Here is a 19,959-nt window from a genome sequence, read left to right on the forward strand (position 1 = left end):
TTCCAGGCTTGTGACATCACTCACGTAGCGTGCAGCACGTCGCTGCCAGAATAGCCACCTTGCTGAACACAGGAGGTGGGTGTGACGTATTGCAATTCTCTTAAGGGCGGTAAGCATGATCACCATTCGTGATGTCGCCCGTCAGGCGGGCGTTTCCGTGGCGACCGTCTCGCGCGTGCTGAACAACAGCGCGCTGGTGAGCCCGGATACGCGGGAAAATGTAATGAAAGCGGTAACGCAGCTGGGCTACCGGCCGAACGCCAACGCGCAGGCGCTGGCGACACAGGTCAGCGACACCATTGGCGTGGTGGTGATGGATGTGTCGGATGCCTTTTTCGGCGCGCTGGTCAAAGCGGTGGATACGGTCGCTCAGCAGCACCAGAAATATGTGTTGATCGGCAATAGCTACCATGAGGCGGAAAAAGAGCGTCATGCCATCGAGGTACTGATTCGCCAGCGCTGTTCCGCGCTTATCGTACATTCCAAAGCCCTCAGCGATGAAGAGCTTGGCGACTTTATGGAGCATATCCCGGGGATGGTGCTGATTAACCGCATTGTGCCCGGCTACGCGCACCGCTGCGTGGGGCTGGATAACGTCAGCGGGGCGCTGATGGCCACACGGATGCTGCTGAACCACGGCCACCAGCGAATCGGCTACCTCTCCTCAAACCATGGCATTGAAGATGACGATATGCGCCGGGAAGGGTGGATTAAGGCGTTACAGGAACAAAACATTATCGCGCCAGACAGCTGGATCGGCTCGGGCACGCCGGATATGCAGGGCGGAGAAGCGGCTATGGTTGAGCTGCTGGGGCGCAATTTAGGCCTGACCGCGGTCTTTGCCTACAATGACAGCATGGCGGCCGGGGCGCTGACGACGCTCAAAGATAACGGCATTGCGGTACCGCAGCATTTGTCGCTGATCGGTTTTGACGACATCCCGATTTCTCGTTACACCGACCCACAGCTGACGACCGTGCGCTATCCTGTTATGTCAATGGCGAAGCTGGCAACGGAGCTGGCGCTGCTGGGGGCGGCAGGCAAACTGGATCATGAAGCGCGTCATTGCTTTATGCCAACGCTGGTGCGCCGTCATTCGGTGATGCCGCGGCAAATTGCGGGGCCGATCACTAACTGATGATGTGCCTTATGTAACCGCTTTCAATCTGTGAGTAAATTCACAGTATATTAACATTCAACTGATTATGATGGCCTCGTTTACCAGTCTGAACCACTATGTCACGGTGATTAATCACTTTTACCGTAGGAATAAGGCGCTAAACGCTTAATTAAGTCGTATTTCTGGAGCGTTACCCTACACGGAAGACAGAATTTACAGTCGTGAATGTTGTTGTGCGGTAACACTAATGTAACAAGTCCCCGCCAGCTATTTTCACACCAACGACCCTGCATAATAAAACCGGAGATTCCATGAATAAGAAGGTGTTAACCCTGTCTGCTGTTATGGCTAGCATGTTATTTGGCGCCGCGGCACACGCAGCGGATACCCGCATCGGCGTAACCATTTATAAATATGACGACAACTTTATGTCGGTCGTGCGCAAGGCGATTGAGAAAGACGGCAAATCAGCGCCGGACGTTCAGCTGCTGATGAATGACTCGCAGAATGACCAGTCCAAACAAAACGATCAGATTGACGTCCTGCTGGCAAAAGGGGTGAAGGCGCTGGCGATTAACCTGGTGGACCCGGCAGCGGCTGGCACCGTTATCGAAAAAGCGCGCGGCCAGAACGTACCGGTGGTGTTCTTTAACAAAGAGCCGTCTCGCAAAGCGCTGGACAGCTATGACAAAGCCTTCTACGTCGGTACTGACTCCAAAGAGTCCGGGATTATTCAGGGCGACCTGATTGCCAAGCACTGGAAAGCCAATCCGAACTGGGATCTGAACAAAGACGGTCAGATTCAGTATGTCCTGCTGAAAGGCGAGCCGGGCCACCCGGATGCTGAAGCGCGTACCACCTACGTGGTGAAAGAGCTGAATGACAAAGGTCTGAAGACTCAGCAGCTGCAGATGGACACCGCGATGTGGGATACCGCTCAGGCGAAAGATAAGATGGATGCCTGGCTGTCTGGTCCGAACGCTAACAAAATTGAAGTGGTTATCGCCAACAACGATGCGATGGCAATGGGCGCGGTTGAAGCGCTGAAGGCCCACAATAAGAGCAGCATTCCGGTATTCGGCGTCGATGCCCTGCCTGAAGCGCTGGCGCTGGTAAAATCTGGCGCGATGGCCGGTACGGTGCTGAACGATGCTAACAACCAGGCGAAGGCGACCTTCGATCTGGCGAAAAACCTGGCCGATGGTAAAGAAGCGGCAGCGGGTACTAACTGGAAGATTGAGAATAAGATCGTCCGCGTACCTTATGTTGGCGTAGATAAAGACAATCTGAGCCAGTTTATCGGTAAATAATTATTGAGTTACGGGCGTGAGCTCTCCCGGAACAGGTCGGGTTGCCGAAAAGCGAAGGCGGCGGCAACCTGAAATACTCCGGATATTCGCGCCCGATTATTCCTGATACAGAACCCGACCCCGATGGCGACGCGTATGCGTCGGTAGGGGTGTGCATGAACGCAGCCAGGTATAACTATGGTCAGCAATAATAGCGAACGGTCAGGCGAATTCTTGTTGGAAATGAGCAATATCAACAAATCGTTTCCTGGCGTCAAGGCACTCGATAATGTCAATCTGAAAGTCCGTCCTCATTCTATTCATGCATTAATGGGAGAGAACGGTGCGGGTAAGTCGACATTATTAAAATGCCTTTTTGGAATCTATCAAAAAGATTCCGGTAGTATTCTTTTTCAGGGAAAAGAGATCGATTTCCATTCAGCGAAAGAAGCGTTGGAAAACGGTATTTCAATGGTTCACCAGGAGTTAAACCTGGTATTGCAACGTTCGGTGATGGACAACATGTGGCTGGGGCGTTATCCCACTAAAGGCGTGTTTGTCGATCAGGAAAAAATGTATCGCGATACCAAGGGGATATTTGATGAACTGGATATTGATATCGATCCGCGCGCCCGCGTCGGCACGTTATCAGTATCGCAGATGCAGATGATTGAAATCGCCAAGGCATTTTCTTATGACGCGAAAATTGTCATTATGGATGAGCCTACGTCATCACTGACGGAGAAAGAAGTTAATCACCTGTTTAAGATTATCCGTAAGCTGAAAGAACGCGGCTGCGGTATTGTCTATATTTCTCACAAGATGGAAGAGATCTTCCAGCTGTGCGATGAAATAACGATTTTGCGTGATGGTCAGTGGATTGCCACCCAGCCGCTGGAAGGCCTGGATATGGATAAGATCATCGCCATGATGGTGGGGCGCTCGTTAACCCAGCGCTTCCCGGAGAAGCACAATACGCCGGGTGAAACCATTCTGGAAGTGCGCAACCTGACCTCGCTGCGTCAGCCATCGATTCGCGATGTCTCCTTCGATCTGCGAAAAGGAGAGATCCTCGGTATCGCCGGGCTGGTGGGAGCGAAGCGTACCGATATTGTCGAAACACTTTTCGGGATCCGCGAAAAATCAGGCGGCACGATTACGCTGCACGGCAAGAAGATTAATAACCATAGCGCGAATGAAGCAATTAACCATGGTTTTGCGTTAGTCACCGAAGAACGCCGTTCCACCGGTATTTATGCTTATCTGGATATCGGCTTTAACTCGCTGATCTCTAATATTAAGAAATATAAAAACAAGGTGGGTCTGCTGGACAATTCCCGCATGAAAAGCGATACCCAGTGGGTGATTGACTCGATGCGCGTGAAAACCCCCGGCCAGCATACGCAAATTGGTTCGTTGTCCGGTGGTAACCAGCAAAAGGTTATTATTGGTCGCTGGCTTTTAACCCAGCCGGAAATTCTGATGCTTGATGAACCCACGCGCGGGATTGATGTTGGCGCGAAGTTCGAAATTTATCAGCTGATTGCTGAGCTGGCGAAGAAAAATAAAGGGATCATCATTATTTCCTCCGAGATGCCGGAGCTGCTGGGTATTACCGACCGTATTCTGGTTATGAGCAACGGTCTTGTTGCCGGAATTGTTGAGACAAAAACTACTACGCAGAACGAAATTTTACGTCTTGCGTCGTTGCATCTTTAAGAGCAGGGGCTTCTCATGAGTGCGTTAAATAAAAAAAGTTTTCTCACGTACCTGAAAGACGGTGGGATTTACGTTGTTCTTTTGGTTTTGCTGGCGATTATTATTTTCCAGGACCCGACGTTCTTAAGTTTGCTGAACTTGAGTAACATCCTGACTCAGTCTTCGGTGCGTATTATTATCGCGCTCGGCGTTGCCGGGCTGATTGTGACCCAGGGTACCGACCTCTCTGCCGGTCGCCAGGTCGGGCTGGCGGCGGTTATCGCCGCAACCATGCTCCAGGCGGTCGATAATGCCAACAAGGTGTTCCCGGAGATGGCGACCATGCCGATTCCGCTGGTGATCCTGCTGGTCTGCGCGATCGGTGCGGTTATCGGGCTGATTAACGGGATCATTATCGCGTATCTGAACGTGACGCCGTTTATCACCACCCTCGGTACGATGATCATTGTCTACGGCATCAACTCCCTGTACTACGATTTTGTCGGCGCATCGCCTATTTCCGGCTTTGACAGCCACTTCTCGCACTTCGCGCAAGGGTTTATCGCGCTGGGATCGTTCCGCCTGTCGTACATTACGTTCTACGCGGCGATTGCGGTGTTCTTCGTGTGGATCCTGTGGAATAAAACCCGTTTTGGTAAAAATATTTTTGCCATCGGCGGTAACCCGGAAGCGGCGAAGGTTTCTGGCGTGAACGTGGCGCTGAACCTGCTGATGATTTATGCCCTGTCCGGTGTGTTCTATGCTTTTGGCGGTCTGCTGGAGGCCGGGCGTATCGGTTCGGCCACCAACAACCTCGGCTTTATGTATGAACTGGATGCGATTGCGGCCTGCGTCGTCGGCGGCGTGTCGTTCAGCGGCGGTGTGGGTACGGTGCTTGGTGTGGTGACCGGGGTGATCATCTTCACCGTTATCAACTACGGCCTGACCTATATCGGCGTAAACCCCTACTGGCAGTACATCATCAAAGGGGCGATCATTATCTTCGCCGTGGCGCTGGATTCGTTGAAATACGCGCGCAAAAAATAATCGTCCGTTGTTATCCTGCCCGCGCCATTGGCGCGGGCTTTTTTTCGTCTTTTGATCACGGCCTGGGCGAAAGTGGGAGATTGTTGCCGCGGCCTCAGTCCGGTTGCTGGGGGACATGTCGTAGAGTGCGCTTAGCCCAAACTACCGTTTACCTGAACCAGGCTACGATAAACGGCTTACCGCGCAAGGCGGCATTCTGCAGAAGGGGATGGCGAACGGGCCGGGGGAAAGCATGCCGTCATCAACGACCGTCACTTACTCTTTTGCAGTTCCAGCAGCTGTTCTGGCGTGACGGCAGGATAGGACTGCGCTCCCTCAGGCACTTCCTGCAAAGTTGGTATCGGTATCAGCGGCCCTAAAAAGCGGGGTTCGCGTTTGAACACGTACAAATCTGCCAGCGCGCCAAACCGGGCGCCAAACTCGCGTAAACGCACGTTCCACATATCTTTCGGCGAAGGTACGGCGTAACACTGCGCCTGGATCCCCATATGCAGGGCGATAAACAGCGCTCGTTCGCAGTGGAAGCGCTGGGTAATGATAATAAAGTCGTTAGTATCGAAAACCTTGCGGGTGCGCACGATAGAGTCGAGGGTACGGAACCCGGCGTAATCGAGCACGATATCGGCGGGGTCGACGCCGCCTTTGATTAAATCGCGGCGCATGGTCATCGGTTCGTTGTAGCTTTGCAGCGCATTATCGCCGCTGAGCAGCAGGTAGTTTACCTTGCCGCTATTGTAAGCGTTCAGCGCCCCCTGAATACGATAGCGATAATACTGATTAATCACTCCGGTGCGATAGTACTTGGCAGTACCGAGCACCACCCCCACCTGGCGGTAGGGCAGATCCTGGAGTTCATCATAGATATAGGGAGCGGTTTTCCAGCTCATCCAACGGTCAAGACCCAGCACGGTCAACAGCAGCAGGCCGAACAGGACTAACAGGCTGTATAACACACGCTTTAACATTCACCTGACTCATGTGGACAATGGAGCTATCAGGCTACTTTACCCGCCGGGCAAGAGCAAGAAACCATCGTTTAATTGCGGGGATTTTCAACAATGCGGGCCGATGGGGCCCGCATGGCGGGTCATTTAGCCGAGCAGGACGCGATCAATATTGTGACAACCCAACGCTTTCAGCGTTGCGACGGTTGCATCCCACTGAATCAGCGCCGCATCGGCTTTCTCAGCCAGAATGGCGCGCTGAATATCCGGATAGTCATATCCGTTGAGGCTCAGCAGGTTGAGCGCTCCCTGCAGCGGCGGCAGCGTCGGGTTAAACGCCGCGTTTTCCGCATAGCTACCGGCGAAAATGGTGCCGTCTTTCAACTCCAGCGCCACGCCGGAAGGTGAGTGGCTGTAGGGCATATGGCAGCGGTTGGCTGCCTGAATGGCCGCCTGCGCCAGAGTGTCGCCGGTCAGCGGGAAACCATGATCCTGTTCATCCATCAGCAGCGTTTTAATCTCGAGGTCCTTCGGACCGAAGGCATCCGGCAGATAGTGCTGCAGCGAATGCGCTTCGCGACCCGGCAGATGAATACGCAGGACCTGGCTGCTGTTCAGCTCATTCATAAACTGACGACAGTGACCGCAGGGGGTGTAGTTGACGGTAATGGCATTCAGCGACTGTTCGCCGCGCAGCCACGCGTGGCTAATGGCGCTTTGCTCGGCGTGCACGGTTTGCTGCATCGTGGCGCCGAGGAACTCCATGTTGCCGCCAAAATACCAGCTACCGCTAATGCCGCGAGCGATGGCGCCAACGTTAAAATGGGAGAGGTCGGCGCGCGCACAGGCCGCCGCGAGCGGCAGCAGCGCAAAGGCCAGCGCGTCTTCATCAAGGCCCGTTGCGTTCCGCAGCGTCGCGACCTGGCCGGCATCCAGCAAAGCCGGGAAGTGCGGGTCGATCAGCATTGGTGCGATGGCCGCTTGCAGGTCTGCCGCCAGAAGGGGAAGAGCAGCTTGAAAACGTGGGTGCATGGCGTTGCCTCATAACAATGTAATGGGAATCTAGTGTACGGGCGGGGGTAGCCCGTATATGTGATTAATATCTCATTGTTTATGCAACATGTTTATGTTGCACCAATAAATGTGATGTAAATCACATTTATCCCACGATAGCCAGAATCAGCGGGAACAAAAAGGGGGCCACCAGCGACGTGATAATCCCGCACAGCACCAGCGCCAGGGAGCTGAACGCCCCTTCCTGATAATCCAGCTCCGCGCAGCGGGCGGTTCCCAGGGCATGCGATGCGGTCCCCATTGACAGGCCGCGCGAGGCTTTGGTGCGAATGCGCATCAGGTTAAGCAGGCTGTGGCCAAAAACCGCGCCGAGAATCCCCACGAAAATAACGCACACCGCGCTGATGGCCGGAATACCGCCAATGCTCCCGCTGACCGCCATAGCAATCGGTGTGGTGACCGATTTCGGCATAATGGACGCGGCGATTTGCGGTGTCGCCCCGAGCAGCAGCGCAACGGTGGTGCCGGTCACCATCGCGACGACGCTACCGATAAAGCAGATCGTAATGATCGATTTCCAGCGGGCGCGGATCTGGTGCAGCTGCTCATACAACGGGAAGGCCAGCGCCACAACCGCAGGCTGAAGTAAATCGTTGAGAATTTTACTGCCCTGAAAATAGCGATCGTAGGAGATACCGCTGAGTAACAAAAAGGGGATGATCACGACCATCGCCACCAGCAGAGGATTTAGCAGCGGAAATTTAAACCGCGCGGCCAGCTTGCGGGCGAGGAAAAAAACGATCAGCGTCAGCGGCAAGGACCACCAGATTTCATGCATCATCTTTGACGTCCTCTGTTTGACCGACCACTTTACGCTCGCCGTGAACCAGATGTGAGCTCCAGCTCACCACCAGGAAGACCACTAATGTACTGATCGTGCAGGAGATTGCCACCGGGCCAAGCTGCGCACGCAGCAGATCCCAGTATTGCATGACGCCAACGCCGATGGGCACAAACAGCAGCGCCATATAGCGAATCAAGATGTTGCAGCCGGGGTTGACCCATTTCGGTGGCATAATCTGTAGCGCCAGAAGAACGAACAAAATCAGCATGCCGATGATGCTGCCGGGAATGGTAATGGGCAGCAGGGAAGCAATAAAAATCCCGGCGTATAAACAAGCATAGATCAGGACAAAAGCCCGCAGGTACTGCCAGATAATATTCAGCGATTTACTCATGGTAATAACCCTTGATGAACCGTATTCATCATACAATTAAACCTTGAAATGTGCTACCGATCACATCATGAATTCCAGGCATAGATTGAATAGAGTAATGGAACCTTCGGGCATGCGGAATGCATGTTGATGAATCCTGCGATAAATAATAGTGAAAACGGCTCAGGGAGAGCGGGGGATCGCGCTTTAGCCCCGCCGCTCCGGCACAACCCTGCTGTTCGCTGCGCGGCAAATTAAGCCTGATACGCATGGCGCTATCCCTGCCTTATCACACGTTTCGACCGGTAAGCGCAGCCGAGCCACATTGAGATCTTTCAACCGACGCACAGAGGCGCTACCATAGCGCCTCTTTTTTTTCCGGGTAACAATATGCGTGTATTACTGGCGCCGATGGAAGGCGTGCTCGATTCGCTGGTGCGCGAGCTGCTGACCGAGGTTAACGATTACGATCTCTGCATCACCGAGTTTCTGCGGGTGGTGGATCAGCTGCTGCCGGTAAAATCGTTCTATAAACTGTGCCCGGAACTCCATCATCAAAGCCGCACGCCTTCCGGCACCCGCGTCCGGGTGCAGCTGCTGGGGCAATATCCGCAATGGCTGGCGGAAAATGCCGCGCGGGCGGTGGAGCTGGGCTCATGGGGCGTCGACTTGAACTGCGGCTGTCCGTCAAAGCTGGTGAACGGCAGCGGCGGCGGGGCGACGCTGCTTAAAGATCCGGAGCTTATCTATCGTGGCGCAAAAGCGATGCGCGAAGCGGTACCGGATCATCTGCCGGTGACGGTCAAAATTCGCCTGGGCTGGGACAGCGGCGCACGCCAGTTCGAAATTGCCGATGCGGTAGAGCAGGCCGGCGCGACGGAGCTCGTGGTTCACGGACGCACGAAAGAAGACGCTTATAAAGCGGAGCGGATCAACTGGGCGGCGATTGGCGAAATCCGCCAGCGGCTGTCAATTCCGGTTGTCGCTAACGGCGAAATCTGGGACTGGCAAAGCGCACAGGAGTGTCTGGCGGTCACCGGCTGCGACTCGCTGATGATTGGTCGCGGCGCGCTGAACGTGCCAAATTTAAGCCGGGTCATCAAATATAATGAACCGCGCATGCCGTGGCCGCAGGTCGTGGAGCTACTGAAAAAATATACGCGTCTGGAAAAACAGGGCGATACCGGGCTGTATCATGTTGCGCGAATTAAACAGTGGCTCAGTTATTTGCGCAAAGAATATGATGAGGCGCTGGTCGTGTTTAATGAAATACGCACACTGAAAACCTCGGCGGACATTGCGGGAGCCATTGCCCGTTATTAGGAAAGATTGTTAAATCGCTCACACTTTATTACTTCGGGACCATCTGCTGATGGGAATTTCTGTCGCTGAGTGATATTGTGCTAGTCATATATTCAGGGTTGCTACTGATACAGGCAAAACCTAAGCACTTCCGCCATTCGTGGCTGGAGTGCTTAGGTTTTTTTTTGCCTTTTATTTTTGAGGAATAAAATGGTTATTTAAAACAATAAGTTATGACCTGTCCGGTTGCTTCAACAAAGCAGTTGAATGGCTGGCGGGCCAGGTATTGAAAAAATAAATATAAAGACCAAAAACGGGCGGGTTTATTGCCTGGGGCCAGCTATTACCCTTATTCAGTCACAACGGATATCATTATGCACAACAAAAAAATAAATCACCTCCTGTTGATAGTGACATTTTCTCTGTTAACTCCCGGCGCTTTTGCCGCGGAAACGGAAAAATGGAACGGTACGGTATTAGGTTTTGAGAACCCGCAAAAAGGTCTGCTCGGAGAGATGTCAGGGATTCGTCCAATCCTTGAAGATAACGGATTTAATTATAATCTCGGTTACCTCAATGAAATGGGTTACAACGCCGGTGGCGGATATAATCATGACAAACAGCTGGCTTATATCGATCAGGTCGCTCTGACCTTTACGCAGGACCTGGAGCGCTGGACCGGGATCCCGGATGCACGCATCGAGGGAAATATCGTTAACCGTAACCACGATGACAACCTGACCACCCAGCGGTTGCAGGATCCGCGGGTTAATTTTAACGATCTGGCACAGGAGAGCTGGGGAGGTCAGTCGATTACTCGTCTTGGCTGGCTGACCTTTGCCCGTAGCTTCGATGACCGCCGTCTGACGTGGCGTATCGGCATGATGAATAAGGTGCAGACCTTCGATCAGATTATCCCCTGCGATTTCCAGCTGCTTTCACAGTGCGGCGGTAAGTCCGCCAACTCGATGACCTGGAACAACTGGAACGTCCATACCTGGGGAACGACCGTGGAATATAAGCTGACCCCGACGCTGACGCTGAAGGGCGGTGTCATGGAGCAAAACCCGGAGGCCTCCTCCCGCAGCCACGCGTGGAGCTGGTCGACAAAAGGCAGTAAAGGCATTCTGCTGCCGGTAGAGATTGAAGCGCGGCCGGTAATCAACGGCCTCTCCGGCGCGTATAACCTCGGTGTGCTCTACACCAACGCGCCGCAGAGCGATCTGTATACCGGAAAATCCGGCGGCCCCGGAGCCACTGACCCACAAGGATATGCGCAACACGATAGCACCTGGTTTCTGTATGCCGGGATGAACCAGCAGATAACCCGCCATGTCGACGACCCTGACCGCGGGATGAGCGTCTCGCTGAGCGGCAGCTATAGCGATCAGCGCAGCAACTACATCCATACCTCCGTGGCCGCATCAATGCGCTATCGCGGCCTCTTTGACGCCCGCCCGCAAGACTGGCTGGGCTTTGGCCTGACCTGGATGGATATGAGCAACCATTATGCGCGCAACCAGCAGTATATGAATGAGGTCAGCGGAGCTACGGACTACTACGCGGCGAACTATCAGCCGGTGGCCGGGCATTCGGTGAATGCTGAACTGTACTACCGCCTGCGTCCGGTTTCGTGGCTTGAGCTGCAGCCAGGCCTGCAGTACTGGCATCGCCCGGGCGGCGTCGCTCAGACTCAGGATGCCTGGGTAATCGAGTGGAAAACCGTGGTGACTTTCTGAATCGACAGGCCGACGGACATCTGCCCGCCGTGCGGGCGGGTGTTATCCGACGCGTCGGTTATCCAGACGGTCGCGAAATTCCAGCGGCGTGCAGCCGAGGTGCTGGCGGAAGCGTAAACAGAAATAGGCGCTATCGGTAAAGCCCGCGGTTTGGGCTACATCAACGATTTTTAGCTGGCTGGAGGTCAGCAGTTGTACCGCCACCTTGAGCTTACGCAGAAAAATATACTCTTTGAACGTCATGTTAAACAGCTGCTTAAACATGCGCGAAAAGTAGGACTTCGATACCTGGCACCGCTGCGCCGCCTCCAGCGTGGTGGTCTCCCAGGCTTTATGCTCTTCAATCTCATACACTAATTGCCGCACTCTGCTCACAAAGTCACTGCCGGGAGCATGGGGGAACGTCTCATCATCGTGGTCCAGGGAGAACACGAACTCCATCAGCAGAGCGATGCTTTTCAAAAATACCGCCTGGTTATCCGCTTTCTTTCCCAGACTCACGGCCCAGTCAAACAGTGCCGTCAACTGCCCGCCGGTCGCGGGATCCGGATACAGAACCCGGATGCGATCCTTTTGTCGGGAAAAATGGCTCACCGCCAGCGGATTGAGAAAATCAAATTCAAACTGGAACAGATAGCGGTTGTGATTGTACTCGGGGGTCAGGTACATCGCATGGGGGATCAGCGCCGGTACGAAAATCAGCGTGCCGTTTTTTATCGGGATCTGCCGATCGTTGATGCCAAAATAACCACAGGAACGATCGAACCACATTAATTCATACATAAAGTGAAAATGTGTCTTTACATCATCGCCAGAATACTCGGGGAGCTGATATTGCTGCAGGTAGTAGAGTTCTTGGGTCAGCGTAATGATATTTTCATATGTTACCGGGTCATCATGCATAAAACGCCTCCTTTTTTATACTATATACCGATCGGCAAATAAAACAAAAAGCGTTCTTAATGTAAATGCGATAGCCATCACAGGGTAGGTTCACTTTTATTATATAGCTATCCTCTATTTATACATATTGAGGGAGGCGACGGGACTACAATGACCTTGTCAGCAGCAACAACCTTTCTTTGTATGGGGCTATCATCAATGAACAGAATAATGCCATTAAACTGGTATCAGAAAATGGGCTATGGACTTGGAGACACCGCCTGTAATTTGGTATGGTCATCCATCATGTTATTTATGGCCTATTTTTATACGGATATATTTGGTTTGTCACCGGCGCATATGGGGACGATGTTTTTAGCCGTTCGGGTAATTGATGCTTTTTTTGATGTGGGGATCGGCGCGGTGACTGACCGCACGCGCACTAAATATGGCCAGTTTCGTCCTTATTTGCTGTGGTTTGCGATTCCGTTTGGCGTAATGTGCATGCTGACCTTTTACACGCCTGATTTTTCCTATACCGGCAAGCTGATTTACGCCTATTGTTCTTATACCCTGCTATCGCTGTTATATAGCGCCATTAATGTTCCCTATTGCGCGATGATTAACAATATCAGCCAGAGCTCCGTCGAACGGGTATCGTTGCAATCCTGGCGCTTCGCCATGAGCTCCGCAGGTGGGCTATTAGTCTCAGTGGCCGCGCTTCCTGCGGTGGCATGGCTGGGGAAAGGAAATATCCAGAATGGCTATTTTTATGCCATGGTGCTGATTAGCAGCCTGGGTATTATTTTGTTTTACCTCTGTTTCTTCCTGACCAAAGAGACCTCGATCGCGACAATCGATGCCAATCGCGGGAGTCTGTTGCAGGATCTGCGTATATTATTGAAAAACCGGGACTGGCGCATCCTCTTTACGCTTAACGTCGTCAATCTGGTCGCGGTTATCTTTAAAATGGGGATCATTATTTACTTCTGTAATTACGTTTTGCGACGCAGCGACCTGAGCAGCATGATGATCACCATATCAATTGTTTCCGGGTTGGCCGGGACCATTTTATCGGTCTATATTTTTCGTGGCATGGATAAGGTTCGGGGATTTAAGCTGGCGATGTTGCTCGAGGCGATATTACTGGCGCTACTCTATTTCTTTTCCCAGTCGTCGCTAATCATTATTTTTGTTTTTATTATTGCGATTAATTTTATTCAACTGGCGGCCACGCCATTGCAGTGGGCGATGCTTTCGGATGTCGTTGATGCGATTGAAAGAGATACCGGTAAGAAAATGAGTGGTATCGTTTTTTCAACCAATCTTTTTGCCATCAAATTAGGTATTGCAATCGGCGGTGCGCTGATGGGCTGGCTATTGTCATGGAGTGGTTATATCGGTGGCGCGGCGCAGCAACCGCAGGCGGCAATTCTGACAATTAAATTAATTTTTACCATATTACCGGCGGTTCTGGTGCTGGCGTTGGTGCTCATTATGCGCCGTTATTCTTTATCCGATCGCTCGCTGGCGATGGTGGAAAAAACCAGTACGTTATAATTTTAAAAGGACGTGGTTAATGATTAAAAATCCAGTATTAGGTGGTTTTAATCCTGATCCGGCAATCTGTCGGCGGGGCGCTGACTATTATATTGCCGTTTCGTCATTCGAATGGTTTCCTGGTATTCCGGTCTATCATTCCACCGATTTAGAGAACTGGACGTTACGCACCCATGTGCTCAACGATCCGCAAACGTTGGATCTGCGCAAGCTGCGCTCCGCCAAAGGTATCTGGGCGCCGTGTCTCACCTGGTGTGAAGCCGACCAGCTCTTTTACGTGGTTTACGGCATCATGAACGCCATGAATGGCCGCTATTTTGATGTCGATAACTATCTGGTCACCGCCGCGGAGATTAGCGGTCCATGGAGCGAGCCGGTCTATATCCACTCCGTGGGCTATGACGCCTCTGTTTTCCACGACGATGACGGTAGAAAATGGATCGTCGCCGTCGATTGGGAGACCCGGGATGACTATAGCGGGGCGATCTCGATCGTGGAGTACGATCCGCTGGCGAAAGCGCCGGTTGGCTATCCGCAGCGGATCTGGCAAGGGGTGTATGGCATGGCGGAAGGGGCGCATATCACCCGGCGCAATGGCTATTATTACATTATGTGTGCCGAGGGCGGCACTGGCTACGGCCACTGCGTAACCCTCGGACGGGCGCGGCATATTCTGGGCCCTTATGAAAAAGATCCGCAAAGCCCGCTGCTAACCTCGGCGCGAGCGGAGGATTTGCAAAAGCCGGTGCATATCGAGAAAACCTCCGCATCGGCGTTTGATAAAGACTATCTGCGGCGGGAGTGTTTTAATCCGGCATCGGCGCTGCAAAAATCCGGTCACGCCAGCTATGTCGAAGATGATCATGGGAATGTCATCGTAGCCCACCTGTGCGCCCGACCGCTGCTTCCGGAACTGGCTTGTACGCTGGGACGAGAGACCGCACTTCAAAAAATGCGCTGGACTCCGGAGGGGTGGCTGCGCCTGAGTGCGGGCGGCAACCTGGCGCAGGAATATGTCGAAATAGGGCCATCGACCGCGGTTGATGAGCAGGCTGAACGGGTTGAGCGGGTTGATTTTTCTGCGCAGGGATTGTCGCCGGAGTGGTACGCGCCGCGCATTCCGGCTGCGGACTTCACGCGCTATGCGCCCGAAGAAGGGTATCTGTCGCTACGCGGTCAGGAGTCGCTGTGTTCTGAGAACTGCGTCAGTCTGCTGGCGCGGAAACTGACCTCGGTGTACGCCACGCTGACGGCATGCATGGATTTTCAACCCGAGGTGTTCCAGCACAGCGCCGGACTGGTGCTGTACTACGACAACATGAACTATCTGTTCCTGCAGAAAACCTTTGACGATCGGCAGCGCTGCTCACGTTTTTATATTATTCATGTCGATAACGGTCTGAAGCGGGAAGATCATCTGGCAACGGTGTCCGGCGTGGATGGCCCGGTTTATCTGCGGCTGGCGATTGACGGAAAGTCGACGCGGTTTTTCTGGTCGCCAGACAATCAGACCTTCCACGCCATAGGCCAGACCTACAGCACCGTCTTGTTTTCTGATGAATACAGCCGCTATGGCGAATTTACCGGCGCGTTTGTCGGTATTGGCTGTGTGGATTCCGCCTACCATCGGCGACAGGCGTCGTTTTATTCGCTGGAATACCGCGCCTTTGAGCAGCGCTCGTTACCACAACCGGAGTAGATAAGTGGATTAGTCGCGATCCGTATCACGTTTTTCTGCTTCGCGGGTTGAGACGGCGGAAGAAATTGCTACAGTGCGGGTGTTGGATTGCTACTGCTTCGGCAGGCAAAACCTGATTTCCCGGCATTTGTCGGGGGTCAGGTTTTTTTGTTTCTGGGGTTCATATGCAAATCGCCAAAGTTCTTAATAATAATGTGGTGGTTGTTTTAGATGAGCAGCGACGCGAACAGGTGGTGATGGGGCGAGGGCTAGCCTTTCAGAAACGCGTCGGCGACTCACTGGACGAAAGTAAAATTGAAAAGATCTTCGCGCTACAGAGCGATGAACTGGTTGGCCGTTTAGGTGAATTACTCAGTCAGATACCGTTAGAAGTGATGACCACCTGCGATCGGATTATTGAACTGGCGCGCGGGCGGTTAGGTAAGTTGCAGGAGAGCCTGTATATCACCCTGACCGATCACTGCCATTTTGCCATTGAACGGCAAAAGAATGGGGTGACGATCCGCAACGTACTGCTGTGGGAAATTAAGCGGCTTTATCCGAAGGAATTTGAGCTCGGGCAGGAGGCGCGGGCGATTATCGCCAGGCGGCTCGGCGTTGAGCTCGCCGAAGATGAGGCCGGGTTTATTGCGCTGCACCTGGTCACCGCGCAGCTCAACAGCGAAATGCCGGAAGTGATGCATGTCACCCGGGTAATGCAGGAAATCCTGCAGCTGGTGAAGTATCAACTGCAGTTGAACTATGACGAAGAGTCGCTGAGCTACCAGCGCTTTGTCACTCACCTGAAGTTTTTCGCCCAGCGGATGCTGACGCGCACGGTGGTCGCAGATGATGATGTCACCTTGCACAGTGCGGTGAAAGATAACTACGCCAAAGCGTGGAAATGTGCAGAAACCGTCGCGATTCATCTACAGAAAAGCTATCAGCGGTCGCTGACGACGGAAGAAATTATGTTTCTCGCCATCCATATCGAGCGGGTGAGAAAAGAAGGGCGTTAACTCCCTTTATCTGAAAACTGGATTGTTACTGCATAACGCAGGCAAAACCTGAGCGCGACGCCATATCCGGCGTGGTTCTCGGGTTTTTTTTATTTTTATACTCAGTCACGGTTGCCTGCGGGCAGCGGAAGTAAGGAAAACAGCATGGAATATAAAGCACTCGCGCAGGATATTCTTAGCCGGGTTGGTGGCAAAGAGAATATCGTGAGTCTGGTTCACTGCGCCACACGGCTGCGCTTTAAGCTCAAAGAGAACAAGAAGGCGGACGCGGAAGGACTGAAGACAAACCCTGGCGTCATCATGGTGGTGGAAAGCGGTGGCCAGTTTCAGGTGGTGATCGGTAACCACGTCCACGATGTCTGGCAGGCGGTACGCAATGAAGCGGGTCTGACGGACGACAGCGAACCGGTGGCCAGTTCCGGGGACAAAACCTCGGTGCTTGGCCAGGTGATTGATGTGGTTTCCGGCATTTTCACGCCGTTTATCGGCGTACTGGCGGCCTCGGGGATCCTGAAAGGGCTGCTGGCGCTGGCGGTGGTTTGCGGCTGGCTGACTCCGCAGCAGGGGACCTATAAAATCTGGTTTGCCGCCAGCGACGCGCTGTTCTTTTTCTTCCCGCTGTTTCTGGGCTATACCGCCGGGAAAAAATTCGGCGGTAATCCGTTTATTACCATGGTGATCGGCGGGGCGTTGACCCATCCGATGATGATTCAGGCTTTTGATGCGGCCCAGCAGCCCGGCTCGGAGGCGGCGTACTTTCTCGGCATCCCGGTGACCTTTATCAACTACAGCTCCTCGGTGATCCCGATTATCCTCGCATCGTGGGTGAGCTGCTGGCTGGAGCGCAAAAGCAATGCGCTGCTCCCTTCAGCAATGAAAAACTTCTTTACGCCGCTGTTTTGCATCGCCGTAGTGGTTCCGCTGACCTTCCTCGCTATCGGTCCGGTGGCCACCTGGCTAAGTCAACTGCTGGCCCACGGCTACCAGATTATCTACACGGTCGCGCCGTGGCTGGCGGGCGCGGCGATGGGGGCGCTGTGGCAGGTCTGCGTTATTTTTGGCCTGCACTGGGGGTTGATCCCCTTGATGATTAATAATCTGACGGTGCTGGGACAGGACTCGATGCTGCCGATGCTGCTGCCGGCGGTGATGGGGCAGGTCGGGGCGGCGCTGGGAATATTCCTTCGCACCCGCGATGCGCGGCAAAAAGTGCTGGCCGGCTCTGCGGTATCCGCCGGGATCTTTGGCATCACCGAACCGGCGATTTATGGCCTGACTCTGCCGCTGCGTCGCCCGTTTATCTTTGGCTGTGTGGCCGGTGCCATCGGTGGAGCCATCGTTGGGCTGAGCGACAGCCACGTCTACTCCTTTGGCTTTGCCAATATTTTCACCCTCGCGCAGATGATTCCGCCGCACGGGATCGACGACACCGTATGGGGCGGAGCGATTGGTATCGTGGCTGCACTGGTTATCTCCTGCGCGCTGACCTTTATCGCCGGACTGCCGGTGAGCCGGACGGAAGCAGCGGACGTTCCGCTTGCCCCGGTATCGGAAAACGATATTCTTGCCCCGATGTCCGGTACCGTACTGGCGCTGGATCAGGTCCCCGATAGCACCTTTGCCAGCGGTCTGCTGGGAAAAGGCGTGGCGATCATTCCCGCCGTCGGCAAAGTGATTGCGCCGTTCTCCGGAGAGGTGGCGTCACTATTTCAGACCAGGCACGCGATTGGCCTGCTCAGCGATAGCGGCATTGAGCTGTTAATCCATGTCGGTATTGACACCGTGAAACTCGATGGCGCGCCGTTTACCGCCCATGTTAAAGAAGGCGATAAGGTCAAAGCCGGTGATTTGCTGCTCGAATTTGATCGCCAGGCCATTCTGGACGCCGGTTATGACCTGGCGACCCCGATTATTATCAGCAACAGCGACGATTATCGTTCCGTAGACATCGAATCCACCAGCGTGGTTGATGCCGGCCAGCCGCTGTTGTCCGTCAGCCATTAATCAGAGGAGAGAAAGATGAAGAGATTCCCGCAGACGTTTTTATGGGGCGGCGCAACCGCGGCAAACCAGGTGGAAGGCGCGTATCTGGAAGATGGCAAAGGATTATCAACCTCAGATGTACAGCCGCATGGCGTCTTTGGCGACGTCGTTGAACGCGTGCCGGGCGATAGCGGTATCAAAGATATCGCGATCGATTTTTACCATCGCTACCCGCAAGATATCCGTCTGTTTGCGGAGATGGGCTTCAACTGCCTGCGGGTGTCGATTGCCTGGACGCGGATTTTCCCCGACGGCGACAATGCCGAGCCAAATGAGGCCGGGCTGGCCTTTTACGACCGGCTGTTTGCTGAAATGGCTCAGCACAATATCACGCCGCTGGTGACGCTATCGCACTATGAAATGCCGTGGGCGCTGGTGAAAAACTACGGCGGCTGGGGCAGCCGCGAGGTGATTGGTTTCTTCGAACGCTACGCCAGAACGGTGTTTGCCCGCTATAAAGACAAGGTCAAGCTGTGGCTGACCTTTAACGAAATCAATATGTCCTTGCATGCCCCGATGACCGGCGTCGGCCTGCCGGAAGGGAGCAGTAAAGAGGCGGTCTATCAGGCCATTCACCATCAGTTGGTGGCGAGCGCCCTGGCGGTAAAAGCCTGTCATGAGATAGTGCCCGAGGGCAAAATCGGCAATATGCTGCTGGGCGGTTTAATGTACCCGCTCAGCTGTAAACCGGAAGACATCTTTGAAACCCTGCAACAGAATCGCAGCTGGCAGTTCTTCGGCGACGTGCAGTGCCGGGGCGAGTATCCGGGCTACATGCTGCGCTACTTCCGCGACCAGGGAATGAATATTACCATCACCGATGCCGACCGCGCGGCGCTGAAAGAGACCGTCGATTTTATCTCCTTCAGCTATTACATGACCGGCTGTGTCACCGCCGACGAGGAGCTGAACAAAAAGGCGCGTGGCAATATTCTCAGCATGGTGCCGAACCCGCATCTGGCAAGCTCCGAGTGGGGCTGGCAGATCGATCCTCTGGGTCTGCGGACGCTGCTTAACGTGCTGTGGGATCGCTATCAGAAGCCGCTGTTTATCGTTGAAAACGGACTGGGGGCGAAAGATACCGTTGAAGCTGACGGCAGCATTAACGATGACTACCGTATCAGCTACCTGAACGACCATCTGGTGCAGGCGCGAGAAGCCATTGAAGACGGCGTGGAGCTGCTGGGCTTTACCAGCTGGGGGCCCATCGACCTTGTCAGCGCTTCGAAAGCGGAGATGTCCAAACGTTATGGCTTTATCTACGTCGATCGCGATGATAACGGCAACGGAACCCTGGCGCGCAGCAAGAAGAAAAGCTTCTACTGGTACAAAGAGGTGATTGCCAGCCATGGCGGCAGCTTAAAAGAGTGATTGCCTGATGGCTTTGGTGGCCAGGCAAGGCGTTAG

15 protein-coding genes and 1 pseudogene are annotated in these 19,959 nt (G+C 53.7%); 11 read left to right on the forward strand and 5 right to left on the reverse strand.

Annotation, left to right across the window (positions count from 1 at the left end; translation table 11 throughout):
• The first annotated feature begins 115 nt into the window (after positions 1–115).
• The 4 genes from galS to mglC all read left to right on the forward strand — a co-directional run bounded on the left by galS (position 116) and on the right by mglC (position 5,154).
• On the forward strand, positions 116–1,138 hold the full coding sequence (gene galS, locus AC007G_RS09470) for an HTH-type transcriptional regulator GalS (RefSeq protein ID WP_032686708.1): 1,023 nt from the start codon (positions 116–118) through the stop codon (positions 1,136–1,138).
• 293 nt (positions 1,139–1,431) lie between these two features.
• Positions 1,432–2,430, forward strand: coding sequence for a galactose/glucose ABC transporter substrate-binding protein MglB (gene mglB, locus AC007G_RS09475; RefSeq protein WP_004864769.1), 999 nt, complete (start codon positions 1,432–1,434; stop codon positions 2,428–2,430).
• A 177-nt stretch (positions 2,431–2,607) separates the two neighbouring features.
• A complete protein-coding gene (gene mglA / locus AC007G_RS09480) occupies positions 2,608–4,128 on the forward strand; it encodes a galactose/methyl galactoside ABC transporter ATP-binding protein MglA (RefSeq protein ID WP_004864767.1) in 1,521 nt (506 codons plus the stop codon).
• A gap of 15 nt (positions 4,129–4,143) precedes the next feature.
• Positions 4,144–5,154 carry a galactose/methyl galactoside ABC transporter permease MglC gene (gene mglC, locus AC007G_RS09485; protein WP_004864765.1) on the forward strand — a complete coding sequence of 337 codons (1,011 nt, stop codon included), beginning with the start codon at positions 4,144–4,146 and terminating at the stop codon, positions 5,152–5,154.
• Positions 5,155–5,405: 251 nt separating this feature from the next.
• Here mglC and sanA read toward each other — a convergent pair whose 3' ends face one another.
• The 4 genes from sanA to AC007G_RS09505 all read right to left on the reverse strand — a co-directional run bounded on the left by sanA (position 5,406) and on the right by AC007G_RS09505 (position 8,350).
• Positions 5,406–6,119: an outer membrane permeability protein SanA gene (gene sanA / locus AC007G_RS09490; RefSeq protein WP_004864763.1), complete on the reverse strand. Its 714-nt coding sequence runs from the start codon at positions 6,117–6,119 to the stop codon at positions 5,406–5,408.
• A gap of 126 nt (positions 6,120–6,245) precedes the next feature.
• On the reverse strand, positions 6,246–7,130 hold the full coding sequence (gene cdd / locus AC007G_RS09495; RefSeq protein WP_032686709.1) for a cytidine deaminase: 885 nt from the start codon (positions 7,128–7,130) through the stop codon (positions 6,246–6,248).
• A gap of 127 nt (positions 7,131–7,257) precedes the next feature.
• Positions 7,258–7,953 (reverse strand): CidB/LrgB family autolysis modulator, encoded by a 696-nt coding sequence (locus AC007G_RS09500; RefSeq protein WP_004864760.1) that lies wholly within the window; start codon positions 7,951–7,953, stop codon positions 7,258–7,260.
• Positions 7,943–8,350 (reverse strand): CidA/LrgA family protein, encoded by a 408-nt coding sequence (locus AC007G_RS09505; RefSeq protein WP_004864758.1) that lies wholly within the window; start codon positions 8,348–8,350, stop codon positions 7,943–7,945. The genes AC007G_RS09500 and AC007G_RS09505 overlap by 11 nt, the downstream gene beginning before the upstream one ends.
• Before the next feature lie 369 nt (positions 8,351–8,719).
• Here AC007G_RS09505 and dusC point away from each other — a divergent pair, with 369 nt between their 5' ends.
• Together dusC and AC007G_RS09515 are read left to right on the forward strand one after the other, a co-directional pair.
• On the forward strand, positions 8,720–9,652 hold the full coding sequence (gene dusC, locus AC007G_RS09510; protein ID WP_046852038.1) for a tRNA dihydrouridine(16) synthase DusC: 933 nt from the start codon (positions 8,720–8,722) through the stop codon (positions 9,650–9,652).
• Positions 9,653–10,005: 353 nt separating this feature from the next.
• On the forward strand, positions 10,006–11,370 hold the full coding sequence (locus tag AC007G_RS09515) for a carbohydrate porin (protein WP_032686711.1): 1,365 nt from the start codon (positions 10,006–10,008) through the stop codon (positions 11,368–11,370).
• A gap of 42 nt (positions 11,371–11,412) precedes the next feature.
• On the opposite strand, the gene AC007G_RS09520 is transcribed toward AC007G_RS09515, so the two are convergent.
• Complete coding sequence (locus tag AC007G_RS09520) at positions 11,413–12,273, reverse strand: helix-turn-helix transcriptional regulator (protein ID WP_046852040.1); 861 nt, start codon at positions 12,271–12,273, stop codon at positions 11,413–11,415.
• A gap of 210 nt (positions 12,274–12,483) precedes the next feature.
• On the opposite strand from AC007G_RS09520, the gene AC007G_RS09525 reads away from it, so the two are divergent.
• The 5 genes and pseudogenes from AC007G_RS09525 (at position 12,484) to AC007G_RS09545 (ending at position 19,923) form a co-directional block, all read left to right on the forward strand.
• Positions 12,484–13,812: a glycoside-pentoside-hexuronide (GPH):cation symporter gene (locus AC007G_RS09525; RefSeq protein ID WP_228711480.1), complete on the forward strand. Its 1,329-nt coding sequence runs from the start codon at positions 12,484–12,486 to the stop codon at positions 13,810–13,812.
• A 19-nt stretch (positions 13,813–13,831) separates the two neighbouring features.
• Entirely contained in the window at positions 13,832–15,511 is a 1,680-nt protein-coding gene (locus tag AC007G_RS09530) for a glycoside hydrolase family 43 protein (RefSeq protein ID WP_142629993.1), read from the forward strand.
• A gap of 164 nt (positions 15,512–15,675) precedes the next feature.
• On the forward strand, positions 15,676–16,509 hold the full coding sequence (gene bglG, locus AC007G_RS09535) for a transcriptional antiterminator BglG (RefSeq protein WP_004864750.1): 834 nt from the start codon (positions 15,676–15,678) through the stop codon (positions 16,507–16,509).
• 32 nt (positions 16,510–16,541) lie between these two features.
• Positions 16,542–18,513: pseudogene (bglF, locus tag AC007G_RS09540) on the forward strand (PTS beta-glucoside transporter subunit IIABC).
• Between the two features lie 15 nt (positions 18,514–18,528).
• The gene (locus tag AC007G_RS09545; protein WP_049267517.1) at positions 18,529–19,923 is read left to right on the forward strand and encodes a glycoside hydrolase family 1 protein; all 1,395 of its coding nucleotides are present in this window, start codon (positions 18,529–18,531) and stop codon (positions 19,921–19,923) included.
• The last annotated feature ends 36 nt before the right edge of the window (positions 19,924–19,959 follow it).

The organism is Klebsiella sp. CSG-1, assembly GCF_056521145.1.